A 12,161-nucleotide genomic window follows, 5' to 3' on the forward strand; every position below is an offset into this window, starting at 1 on the left:
CATGGCTTTCTGCACAGCGTCTTGTTAAGAAAAACAGTGAATTTCAGGCGATTTCGAAGAAAACCGTTACCATTTCTCAACAGTAGTATACATAATACAGAGGGCAAAGTCAATGCATAAACCTGTACTTTTATGCACAAAATCGCAAATATATTAATATATTATTCATGACTGGCAGCGACACTTTCATTCCCTCAGCCACTTATAGAACAATGAGCGGCTTACGCCGAACCGTTTGGCTATATTGATGCGGGACAGCCCCTGTTTTTGCATCTCTGTCACCTGTTCCATGAAATCCTTGGGCTTCTCTATGCTTTTTCTTCCGAACTGCACTCCGTTCGCCTTTGCTACGGCAATACCCTCCGCCTGTCGCTTGCGGATGTTTTCGCGTTCGACCTGAGCGACATATGAGAGTATCTGTAACACGATGTTAGACAGGAATAGTCCGGTCAACCCGTCAATGCGTTGTCTTGTATCCAAAAGTGGCATATCTATCACAATAATGTTCACTCGTTTGTTCTCGGTTAGCAGATTCCACTGGTTCAGGATTTCTTCATAGTTGCGTCCGAGCCGGTCTATGGACATTACAAAAAGCTCGTCACCCGGTTTCAGTTTTCGCAACAGTTTTCGGTATTGAGGACGGTCAAAATCCTTCCCGCTCTGTTTGTCGATAAAAACGTTGCTTCCCTCAACTCCCGCATTTTTCAGCGCAACGAGCTGCCGGTTGGTATTTTGTTCCCTGGATGAGACTCGTGCATATCCGTATCGTATGTTCATCGCAATAACCTCCAAACAATAATGGGCTAATTATAGCAATTAAATGGTTGCTGATGAGCAAAAGCTCCCGGCAGGCAGTACCGGGAGCTTTGGGTATGGCTATGAGTTGTTGTTAGAGCCGGAAGAATAAATAGTAACCTCTGTGCCGATTGAAAACGTTTTATATGTGGAGAGGTATTTTGCAGATAAGTAGCCTGATAGTAAAACTGCAGGAGTCTCTCGGAATCTTGAGCATAGAGAAGGACTCGTTTAATGTCAGAGTGTTGAGCGATCAGCGGAATATATTTAGCCACGACTAATGGCAAGTGGAACTATTTGTTAAGAACAGTAATATTATTCTCGTTTAAGCATTAACAACGTTATCTGTGCTGAGCAATACTAAATAAGGAAAACGTTCCGTAGGGAGGACGGCATCCGTTCCCTCTGTTGGTTTGCTCTGAGACTTCCACGTACTCTCTCCACAGCAACTTTGCAATTTTCCCTCTGCTGCCTACAACGCCGGGCAAGCGTGTTTTTCCAAATACGCGAACAACTTATTTTGAAAATGGGCGTAAAAAAACCGCAGAAACTCTCTGCGGCTGTGGCTATTTGATTTCCTTCGTTTGCTCCCCCTCTTATAAAGAGAGAATTTATCTCGGTTCTTATGCCACATTTACAAGAAAATGTCCCAAAGTGAGCGATCAAGACGTTGAGACTGCCTTTAGGATATGGTATACTATTCATGAAGATGTGAAAGCGTCTATCTACAACGATTGGAGGTAACACCATGTATCGACCCTGCGACACAGGCTTCGGCTTTGCATATTGGCGCTATTGGTGCGGCTCCCAATTCTGGAGAGGTCGTATCAGGGGTGTAATCTTGTGCGCATGAGTCGGACAGCTTCTTTTCGGCTTGTGCGCTTTTCTATTATGTGTTCAGAATAGAAGCAAACCACAAAGGATAGAGGAGGTGAAAATGATGAAAAAGATTCTACGTACAATTCTACGTGCAATTCCCGTTGTGCTGGTTTTGGTTTTCTGCCTATCTGTTACAGCGATGGCCTATAGTGGTAGTGAGAGTGTGACTTTGAAAACTACGCAGAATGAGGCTACTTCCGGCAGCCTCTCGTGCCATCACGCAAAAGTTTCCGCTACCAATAGTGCGTCATCTCAGCATAACGTAAGTGCTGCTTTGCAATTGTCTTCCGGGAGCGGTTGGAGTAACTATGGTACTTTCACTTTAGCTCCTGCGGCTTCAGGAAACACCGGGGCTTGGGGACACAGCGACTATGTCTACCTTTGCAGAGCAAAACTTTGGGTTCCCGGTTTGCCGTCTGGCGGATGCAGCGCAACTGGAACGCTGACCGTAACGGACTGACATGCTCACTGAACCCTAAAGGCAGGGGGTAAACGGGGCATGAACTAACATACGATGAACTTATTTACACTGAACCCTGAGGGCGGGGGATAATCTCTTGGTTTACCCCCTGCCCTTTTGAATAAAATCCGTTTTCTTAGAGGGAGGGATTATATGCGCATCTCTATGAGCGTTTCTATAAAAATCTTTTTTCGCTCCATTATCTATTTGGCGATTTGTGCCGTCCTTTTTCTGCTATCCAATTTCTTTCTGGTGCGATTTTTCAATGCTTCCAATTATTTGGCAGAATTCCATGTGGCCAGCTTGAAGCTCGGCATCGTCGGCTACATAGTATTTTCCTTCTTAAGTTACGAATATACCAACCTGCCCCGGACATCTGCCTTACAAGAGGCATTAGAAATTATTCCTTCTTCAAGGTCGAAACTTCTTTGCTCTCAAAGTCTGGTTTTGATCTCGCTGCTGTTGATCTGGAGCATCAACATCTTTGGTTGGATACTCGGAAAATATGCACAATTGCAAATTCACTACCCAGCGTTCTTCCTTAATTCCATTCCCAGCATCTTTATTGACTTCTTCTTGCCCGGAGTAATTGCCATATTAGTTGGGGCGCTCTTGTCACAAAAAACTGTTCGTGAAGTCGCATACTGCATAATCATTGTTTCTGCGCTGGTTTGTAGTCCTGTTCCCTCAGGGATATTTGCAAGCGAATCGATATTAGGATATCCGGTATTGACGTTTTTCGATTGGTTTTCTATTCTTGCTCCAAATACAAGTTGGGTCGCAGACGACATATATGGGGCATCCATTGAAGCATATCGTTGGGTTCTTGCAGCATTCTGGATTCTGTTATTGACTGCGGCTATAGTTTTCGCAACAGCCAAACGAAATAGAAAAACCTATATGATGACTTCTGTTCTTATTGTTCTTTCTTTCCTTTGCGGCGTGCGGTTCGTTTGCCGCAGCAATGATAGCATTATACGAAAAGATTACAGACCCTATGGGACATTGCAACATGAATTCACTTACCGCCAAAAATATCCTGAGCAGCAAGAACTGCCGGCTGATTTTCATGTTTCAAAATATTGTATTGAGCTTACTGTTCGGAACAATACGAAGGCAACTGTTCGTATTGAGTTAAAAGAGAACGACCGGAACGAATATCGTTTTACCTTATACCACGGTTATGTTATAAACTCCATTAAAGACGGAAACGGAGACAAGTTGAATTTCGACCAAAATGGCGATTATGTTACAGTATATGCGCCTATGGGAACGAAAGAACTGAACTTTTCCTATTCCGGAAGTGCAGGAAAGTATTATTCCAATTATCAAGGCATTGCGTTGCCGGGCTATTTGCCGTATTATCCTGTTCCCGGCTTTGTGAAATTCTATGAATCCGGGCAAATAATCGTGACTACTGATCTTGAACCCACATACTATGAAGTTTATGTAGATTCAAACATAGCTGTAGCATCTAATCTCCCCAAGACCGACGATAATACCTTCTCTGGAAATGCTGATGCGGTGTCGTTATACGGAGGAATGATTGTTTCCGAAGAGAAAGAGGGTATCGTATGCTGGTATAGCCCCATCGGTGTCCGGAGTATCAAAATCAGCGGATACCAGGAGGCTTGGAAAAGACTCGCCGATCAAGTTGGTGAAACAGCAGCATTCGACCTGATGGGAAAGACCATTTTCATGCAGCCGGTAACAATTATGGCTGCCAACTCTGGTCAGGAAGGATATGTCGAATTCAGCGATCATATTATTACGGCAGACTGGTCGGTTACGGCAGATTCTCTTTGCAAACAGCATTTACTTGCAACGATGCCCAAGGAGAAAAGCACAATGCTGCTATATAACGTGTTCTCGGATTATCTGATTTTTGGCGGCAGCCGTGAAGTTGCTGAAATCCCGTGGTCGAGCATTGAAATTCTTACTCGATATGATTCTGCCAATGAAATAGAAGATTTGGAGGAATGGTCAGAGTACATAGAAGCCAGCAATCTCTTTTCTGAACTGTTCAGCTATAAAGCCAACCTGTTAGGAGAAAACTTCGTCTTGAAAGCAGTTTATCAGTATCTGAAAAAATCGGCTCCAGAATGCAACCAAATAGAATTTCTTTATAGATTGGGGGAATAAGAATGCTAACAGTTGATAACCTTTCCAAGAGCTTCGGTAAGAAAACCGTTCTTGATAATATTTCTGTTCAGCTAACGCATGGAGTTTATGGCTTGCTTGGCCCAAATGGTTCCGGGAAAACAACCTTTATGCGGTGCGTTGCAGGAATTTACCGCTATAATGGAAGAATCATTACACCTTCCAACGTGGGGTATCTTCCTCAAAAATTTGGAGCATTTCGGGAACTCACGGTTTATGAGGTTCTGGAGTATTTTGCAGAATTGAAAGGAATACCCTCCAATCGCCAAGGAAAGGACATTCATGACTGCCTGGAAGATGTAAATCTTTGGGAGCGCCATTCTGATAAGGTAAAAACACTGTCCGGCGGAATGATCCGGCGGCTTGGTGTTGCACAAGCCCTGCTTGGGAATCCCGAACTAATCCTTGTTGATGAACCTACCGCAGGACTTGATCCTGAAGAAAGACTGCGCTTCAAAAATCTGATTTCTCAACACCGAGAGGACTGCACGATTTTGATTTCAACACATATCGTGGAAGATGTTGAAGCTCTTTGCGACCATATAATCATACTGTCACACGGGAAAAGTATTTGCCAGGACACGCCGGAAAATATACGGAAGGCTGCAATGAAGCATGTGTGGCATGTTTCAGAGAAAAGGCAGAAAGAACTTACTTCTCCATACTACATCCTGCGCAGGGAGCAAATTGATGGGGAAGCATACCTGCGTGTGCTTTCCAACGAAGAACAACCCGGCAAATCGATTCAACCGACACTTGAAGATGGATATATAAATATGATAAGGGGGATACGATGAGGCTGCGCTTGAAATTGTTACGCATTATTATGCGTAATTGTAAGCCCCTGTTCTTCATTCCTATCATTATCGCATACTGCCTGCTGCCGGGCGTGTCTGCTATCAAGTATTTTTATGTTGATCCCTCAGAGGCGCGCAGCACTTTTATTTACATGGCACAAGTGTTTATTCCCTTATGTGGACTGCTTTGGCCGATGGGATATCTCCATGTCTGGGTAGAAGGCGACGGGTGTGAAGCGCTTCGTGCCTGCACAAAATACCACAAAACTTGTGTTGGCGAATTGCTTTTGCTTTGTTCAGCTTATTTGCTGATGGTCTTTCCCACAATTACATTTGCAGTAATCATGTTCCATCTATCCTGGCTGGAATATATGCGTCTTGCATTGCAGTTTAGTATTATAATCAATTTCCTCTATTTCATGATCATGCTGCTTAAAAATGTGACGATAGGCTGCATCCCTGTTGTAGCATATCTCCTACTTTGCTTTTATATTTCAGGGTCAGCCGATTTTGCGTCATTTTCGATTATCGCGCCGAATTTGCCCGCAGAATTTTCAAATTGGAACACCTTGCTTGTGGTTTTTTCATCGTCTTTGCTTGGCCTGCTGCTTGGGTATCTGCTGGACAGATTTTGGTATAAATACTTATGATGGTCAGGACACTGGTATGTGCATCCTTTGGCGATTCGGTCAAAGTCCTTCCACAATAATCCGATGCCGTTTGGTCAGATGTTCTGTCTTTTCTGCGATCGTCCGCTTAATCTTCTCTTGGAGTCCATTGGAACATCCGTTACTGTATTATAGAGCCAGCAAATAAGTTATGGGAAAGACCTTCCACTGCTGGAGACAATATGGACATCAATCCACTTCATTGCAGCTGACCTATAATTTACAGGAACAAGCTCCAGCAAAGGAGGAAAAAATGGCACTTACAAACCGCACGCTCATCCTGTTCAAATACTTCTGGGAGGCCACGGGCGAAGCGCACCCGGTCTCCCTTGCGGATATCTCCGCCCAATTGAAGGAACACGGCATCACCGCCGACCCGCGCACGCTCCGCAATGACATTGAACAGCTTGTGGAGTTCGGCGTGGATATCGTCAAAGAACGCAGAGTGCAGAACCTCTACCATGTGGCAACCCGGCACTTTGAAGCCCCGGAGGTTAAGCTCCTCATCGATGCGGTGCAATCTGCACGGTTCATCACGCCGGGAAAAAGCAAGGAGCTGGTCAAACGGCTGACGACCTTTGTTTCTCCCGGAGACGCCGCGCTGCTGGAACGGCATCTGTACATCGACAGCCGCGTAAAAGCCGTCAACGAGAGCGTCTACATCAGCGTAGACCGCATCCAGACCGCTATTGCAGAGCGAAGGAAAATCGCCTTCCGCTACTTTGATTACTCCCCCGCCAAGGAGCGCGTGCATCGAAACGGCGGGAAAGTCTATTCCGTCTCCCCATATGCACTGCTCTGGAACAACGACAGCTACTATCTTGTGGGCTTCCACGAACACAGGCAGCAGATTGCGAAGTTCCGGGTAGACCGCATCGACGGCTTGCGAATCACGCAGAACGCATCCCTTCAAAAGCCCGAGGATTTCGATGTGTCGGCGTATTTTACACAGGAATTTTCCATGCTTACCGGCAAAACGTGCCATGTTACGCTGCTGTGCGAAAACGCCCTCATGAACAGCATCATCGACCGCTTCGGTGAGGACGTTTCCACACAGGTCGTGGACGAGAGCCATTTCAGCGTGGAGGTGACGGTAAATCTCAGCAGCAATTTCTACGGCTGGGTGTTTGCCTCTGCCGGGAAGATGCGGATTGTGGAACCGCAGGAAGCGGTGAAAGGCTTTCACAGAATGATGGAGAGCTTCAGCAGCGGGTAATCATCCTCTGAAACACCCCTCATATATGGCTGTCAGGTTAAAAAATGAAGATTTTTCGCAGAAGGTGTGCATCTGATTGCACACCTTCTTTTTTTCTCTTGACTTTCTCCGAGTTATGTGTATAATAGAGCTATCAGGAACTCTTGTTCCAGATAAGGAGATTATACACCATGAGAAGCAAGAGCGAGGAGCTTATGCTCCGCATCCGGGAGTACATCGAAAGCTACTTCGAGCGGTATTCCTCTACCCCAACCGTTCGGGAGATTGCCGGAGCCATGAAGATCGCGGTTTCCTCCGCACACAGATACCTTGTGGCAATGGCGGAGAAGGATATGGTTTTCTACGAAAACGGTACGCTCTCCACGCCGAAGATCCGGCGGATGAATCCGGCGGTGAGCCCCGCCGCCATTGTCGGTTCCATCCCCTGCGGCTCGCCGGAGGAAAAGGAAGCCCAGGTGGAGGAATACCTGCCCCTGTCCGTGTCCTTCTTCGGCAAGGGGGACTTCTACGCCCTCCGTGCCTCCGGCAGCTCCATGGTAGATGCGCAGATCGACGACGGCGACCTTGTTATTATCCGGCAACAGCACACCGCTCAGGTCGGGGAGATCGTCGTCGCCCTCACCGACGAGGACAAGAACACGCTGAAGCGGCTCTTATATGACGATGACCGGCAGAGCTATTACCTCCACCCGGAGAACAAAGACATGGAGGATATCTATGTGTCCGGGCTTCGGGTACAGGGCGTAGCCACCCATGTGATCAAAGCCCTTTGACGGAGGTATTGCCCATGCAAAAAAAATATGTGTCCGTCAACGCGGAGGTGGATACGGACGGCGTGATCCGCCCGCTTCTCATCCGCTGGCATGACGGCAGACAGTGGGAGGTGACAAAGGTGCTTCATACCTGTACTGCATCTCACGATGAGTTTGAAGGTGTCCGCTACACCGTCAAAATCGGTCGTGCGGTAAGATATTTGTATCGGGAGGGTCGGCGCTGGTATGTTGACCGCTCCCCATAGGAGGTGTTTGTGAGACATGAGGATTTTTTCCTATGAGGAACTCGACGAATTGGGTGAGGGCTTGATCCGCCAATATCTCGGGAAGGAAGCGGAGCGCACGTGCTGCGTGGACATCGAGGGGTTCGTTACGGACTTTCTGAAGCTGCCCCTGCTGTACCGCAGCTTTGCCGAGGAGGACAGCGACAAGATCGGCTTCATTGCGGACGGCGTGACTCCTCTGCGCGTCTATGAGGGCGGAACCGTCGTCCGGCGCGTGTATCCCAGAGAAACCATCGTGATCGAGCGCTGCCTGCGGCGGGAGCACGAAAGCGGCAGGCGGCGCTTCACCATCAGCCACGAGTGCGCCCACTACATCATGGACAGGGCGGTTCCCTCTGCTGCTTTCCACAGAGAGTTTGATAACGAACGCATCTACTCTCAAGAGGACTTCAAAAACCTGTTCAGCTTTCGGGAGACGCAGGTTGACCGCATGGGCGCAGCCCTCCTGATGCCCCGCTTCATGGTTCACAACGTAGCGCTCATGCACGGATGCACAGACCGCATCCCCGTATATGGGGACAGCATTCTGCGGACGGCGGACAAGCTCCTGATCAAACAGATGGCCAACGCCATGGGCGTGTCCTTCTCCGCCTTTCTCATTCGCCTCCGGGAGCTGGGCTGCCTGTGTTACCGCCCGCTGGCGGAGTACATCACGGAGGAAATGGGGCTGGGACAGGACGGTGGCACAGGATGAGAAAAGCAAGCGCTCCTCGTAAGCTCTCGCCGGATGTGTCACGCAGGCTGTCCGATTCCCGCAGGGAATCCGCCGCGCTGACCCTCCGGGAGATCCACTGCCCCTTTTGCAGCTTTCTGGTGGAGAAGGTGTTCTCCGACGCAGCGGGACACAAAATGGTCTACTGCCGAAAATGCAAGTCGGAGTATCCCATCAATCTGGGCTGCTTCCGCAGGATAAAGGCGAAACAGGCCGTCTGCCGCCTGTTTTCCAAAAGAGAGAGGCAGAAACGATAAACTGAATAGACAAACCGACTTTTAATCGAGCAAGCGGAGAGAATCAGATTCATTCTGAGGAGACTGCCAAGCGCCGTACAAAGTCAGACTGAACCAGTAAATGGGTTCGGTCTGCTTTGACGGCGCTTTTTTGCTGCCCGATTGCTTTTACGGCAACCTGGGGCAAGATTGCAAAGCCTCTCAAAAATATATTTTTCTTTTTCTCATTTTTCCTGTAAGATTCCCCCTTTTTCTCAGTCTAATAAGTAAATAGCGGGAGAAATCCCTAAATGCCGGGGGTGGTAGTATGGTATACTTAAAGCTTTGTTGGATGAGCTAATCAACCAACAACACCAAAGAAGGGGGGCGTGTGCGCCATTGCACTTTCCCCGTCCGAACATGTAAGGTGTTTTGAGAAAATCCTGACATGCTACATATTAAAAAATGAGGAGGCCTTATGATACGAACAAAACAAATTACCGTCGTGTGCGCAAGCGTTGCTTTGCTGTGTATTCTCTGTGTACAGGCTTTCGCTGCTCGCAGTGCATCCCCCAACTATGCAACGAATTCGCATGAAGACATGTCCCTTTACTACTATGGTTACGTTCAGTGCCGCCCTTCCTATAACGATGATGGGGCGCACGCACAAGCGGGCTATATCCGCTATTGGCGGTATGACCTTCTTGGTAATGTTGTCAATGACACCGGGAGACTCTATACCCCCTATGGCACCGATCAGACAGATTCTCGTTTGCTGACTAAGAGTCACACTTATACGGATTCAATTATTCCGAATCCGCATAAGACGCAGTTCAGATATGGATTTATCTGGCAACCGCACCGCGACAAATCTATTCCGTGGCCACTGCCGTACTCAATTGGTAATGTGACTAAATAAAATGCCTTGAGTATTTGGTCATAGCGGATTGCGTTCACCTAAAGGATCAGGGGCGCAGACTCGTACATGGATGTTCTCTCCATTGTTCGATTTTGTTGCCCCGATTCGAATGAAAAGGAGGAAAAATGAAACAAAGAAATTTGATGGTTTTAACTCTTTCCTGTGCGTTACTGATAATCATTGAGCTTGGTGTATCAATCATCTACTCTGATTACATATATAACCCTGCGAAAGGTCTAATTTCAATCAATGTTGCCAGTCAAAGTTATAATGACCCCAATTGGGAGCCGGGCATGGAGAACCCGACTTCTTCGCAGAATGCGGCGAATCTTATGCAGGAAATCGACGATTGGGCAAACAGTGCAAAAGCAGCTGTTATTCATAAAAATGCCTTTTCAGCCGGTTGCGGCTATTCAGACTACTCCGGATGGCTGTTGTCCGCACTTGGCGTTTCAAAGGCAAAGGATGAAACCACTGGCGGCAAGGGAGTCTACACGACTGAAGGCAACTCGTTCAATGACGCGTATACAAATGATAACATATTGTTTCCGGGCAAAGCTGATTTAAGAATTTTAGGTACATTCAGCGATGAAGGTTTGCCCCCTGCACTTGCAGGCTGTGATTATTTTTATCCCTTAACAATGTCTGAAGTAACGGATGGAGTGTATTTAACAGATGCAACTGAGATTGACTCGCTGTTAAAGCTGTTCGATGACAAAGGTTATGAAATTCTTCATGTGCAAAGACCGCTTTCATTTTTCGCATTAGTGAATAGAATGCTGTCCGATGGGTTTGTTACGCGTGCAGTAGCTTGTGCAATGGTTGGGTTGTTTTTCTGCTTTATATATAGCATTGTCATGCTGTATAGGGAAAATCTTAAAAGCCTGCGAATTCGCCATATCTTCGGCCTGTCAATGAAGCAAATAACGCTTGGCTCATTAGGAATCGCCACTTTAATTGCAGCTGTTGCTGTCGGCGTTTTTTCAGTTATACTGTTCAGCGGACTGTCCTACATGTCAAAACATGATTTGAATCGCCTGTTTTGCTATATAACGGTCGGTATTGCGGCATTGTCGGCAGGTACTTCATTGGTGTGCGCCATAAGCACCAACAGAGCAGTTTCAAGGAGGGAAAGGCCATGACATTGTTAAAACAGGTGCTTTCAGATTTATTCAAGGAAATCGGTTGGATAGTACTGTACGGATTTCTTGCTGCAATGACCGTTATGACTTGCATACTGGTTGGGCTCAGCTATAAACATGTGTCCGGTCAAAACTCTGCGATTACCCGTTTCATCGCAAATGATGTTTCGCTGCTTCAAATCAAGAGCTGTGACCTTAATGTTCCATCGTCATCAATGGATGAACCGACATCTGCATATTCAGAACCCTCTCAGAGCAGTACCGCTTCCTTTATGGACTATTTTGAAAGGGCATTCTCTGCAGAAGGAATCCTCGGAAGCTATGTTATCTTGCCCTTTGACAGGGACGGCTTCAACAATGTGATAATCTATTTCGGAAAATATGCGGAGTTAACAAGGTTCAACCTTCCGGCAGAAAAATCAACTGTGATTGCTGTGTCCCCCGACATGAGAAAAATGGTTGGGCAAACCGTTTCTCTCGCGGCAGAGACCTTCTCGGTCGATGCAGCCGTGCCCGACGATATGGATCTTTATCATCCCTATTACTACGCGCCCTCAGACGCAGAAGAATTGAAAAAGACACTGTACATTTTTACAGACAGCTACATGTTGATTAACAGGCTGTTCCCACAGGCGAGCGGCGAAATGCTGTTGGATCACCTCATAGCCATCGGTGCAACAGAAGCTGAATTGGTGGAATTGCGAACCGTGCTTTTTAATTCGGTGGGTGTCTATGTAGGAATTCAGTCGATGGAAGCCTTCATAGCGAGTGCCGAGGCAGGCGGCACAAGAACACATCAAACCTATCTGCTGTTCTATATTTCAGCATCCGTTGCTCTTATCGGAGCTATGCTGGCAAATATGATGCGGTCACTGAGCTTTATGATGCCAACGTATTCGATTCATCATCTGTTCGGAGCGTCCGGGAAGCATATCTTCATGCGAATGCTCCTGTTTACGGCAGGCTACAACATTCTTCCACTCTGTGGGATAGCGTTGATTATGTCAATGAACATGCTGGCTTCGCCGGTCAATATCATAATTCTTGTGCTCACGGTGCTTACAGTTGCAACGATTATTTCGGCAGTCAAATTCAGGCAGTTCAAGATATGTTTTTCACAAGGTTTAAGGAGGGGTTAACT

Annotated in this window: 13 protein-coding genes; 12 read left to right on the top strand and 1 reads right to left on the bottom strand. The window is 47.1% G+C overall.

The genetic code is table 11. The features are described from left to right. Positions 1–186: 186 nt before the first annotated feature. On the bottom strand, positions 187–777 hold the full coding sequence (locus H8S62_RS04140) for a recombinase family protein (protein WP_186918565.1): 591 nt from the start codon (positions 775–777) through the stop codon (positions 187–189). 958 nt (positions 778–1,735) lie between these two features. Between H8S62_RS04140 and H8S62_RS04145 the strand changes: the two genes are divergently transcribed. The 12 genes from H8S62_RS04145 (at position 1,736) to H8S62_RS04200 (ending at position 12,159) form a co-directional block, all read left to right on the top strand. After that, the gene (locus H8S62_RS04145; RefSeq protein WP_186918566.1) at positions 1,736–2,134 is read left to right on the top strand and encodes a hypothetical protein; all 399 of its coding nucleotides are present in this window, start codon (positions 1,736–1,738) and stop codon (positions 2,132–2,134) included. A 153-nt stretch (positions 2,135–2,287) separates the two neighbouring features. Beyond that, positions 2,288–4,276, top strand: coding sequence for a hypothetical protein (locus tag H8S62_RS04150; RefSeq protein WP_186918567.1), 1,989 nt, complete (start codon positions 2,288–2,290; stop codon positions 4,274–4,276). A gap of 2 nt (positions 4,277–4,278) precedes the next feature. After that, positions 4,279–5,091: an ABC transporter ATP-binding protein gene (locus H8S62_RS04155; RefSeq protein ID WP_186918568.1), complete on the top strand. Its 813-nt coding sequence runs from the start codon at positions 4,279–4,281 to the stop codon at positions 5,089–5,091. After that, positions 5,088–5,741, top strand: coding sequence for a hypothetical protein (locus H8S62_RS04160; protein WP_186918569.1), 654 nt, complete (start codon positions 5,088–5,090; stop codon positions 5,739–5,741). Before H8S62_RS04155 ends, H8S62_RS04160 begins: the two co-directional genes overlap by 4 nt. A 271-nt stretch (positions 5,742–6,012) precedes the next feature. Further along, a complete protein-coding gene (locus H8S62_RS04165) occupies positions 6,013–6,975 on the top strand; it encodes a helix-turn-helix transcriptional regulator (RefSeq protein WP_186918570.1) in 963 nt (320 codons plus the stop codon). Between the two features lie 170 nt (positions 6,976–7,145). After that, positions 7,146–7,748: a transcriptional repressor LexA gene (gene lexA, locus H8S62_RS04170; RefSeq protein ID WP_186918571.1), complete on the top strand. Its 603-nt coding sequence runs from the start codon at positions 7,146–7,148 to the stop codon at positions 7,746–7,748. 14 nt (positions 7,749–7,762) lie between these two features. Continuing rightward, positions 7,763–7,993: a hypothetical protein gene (locus H8S62_RS04175; protein ID WP_186918572.1), complete on the top strand. Its 231-nt coding sequence runs from the start codon at positions 7,763–7,765 to the stop codon at positions 7,991–7,993. Between the two features lie 16 nt (positions 7,994–8,009). Next, a complete protein-coding gene (locus H8S62_RS04180) occupies positions 8,010–8,726 on the top strand; it encodes an ImmA/IrrE family metallo-endopeptidase (protein WP_186918573.1) in 717 nt (238 codons plus the stop codon). Beyond that, entirely contained in the window at positions 8,723–9,001 is a 279-nt protein-coding gene (locus H8S62_RS04185) for a hypothetical protein (protein ID WP_186918574.1), read from the top strand. The genes H8S62_RS04180 and H8S62_RS04185 overlap by 4 nt, the downstream gene beginning before the upstream one ends. Before the next feature lie 436 nt (positions 9,002–9,437). After that, positions 9,438–9,878: a hypothetical protein gene (locus H8S62_RS04190; protein ID WP_186918575.1), complete on the top strand. Its 441-nt coding sequence runs from the start codon at positions 9,438–9,440 to the stop codon at positions 9,876–9,878. Positions 9,879–10,003: 125 nt separating this feature from the next. Further along, positions 10,004–11,020: a hypothetical protein gene (locus H8S62_RS04195; protein ID WP_178844924.1), complete on the top strand. Its 1,017-nt coding sequence runs from the start codon at positions 10,004–10,006 to the stop codon at positions 11,018–11,020. Further along, complete coding sequence (locus H8S62_RS04200) at positions 11,017–12,159, top strand: hypothetical protein (protein ID WP_186918576.1); 1,143 nt, start codon at positions 11,017–11,019, stop codon at positions 12,157–12,159. The genes H8S62_RS04195 and H8S62_RS04200 overlap by 4 nt, the downstream gene beginning before the upstream one ends. Positions 12,160–12,161 lie beyond the last annotated feature (2 nt).

This window comes from Lawsonibacter faecis (assembly GCF_014287675.1).
GTDB classification, from domain to species: Bacteria; Bacillota; Clostridia; order Oscillospirales; family Oscillospiraceae; genus Pseudoflavonifractor; species Pseudoflavonifractor faecis.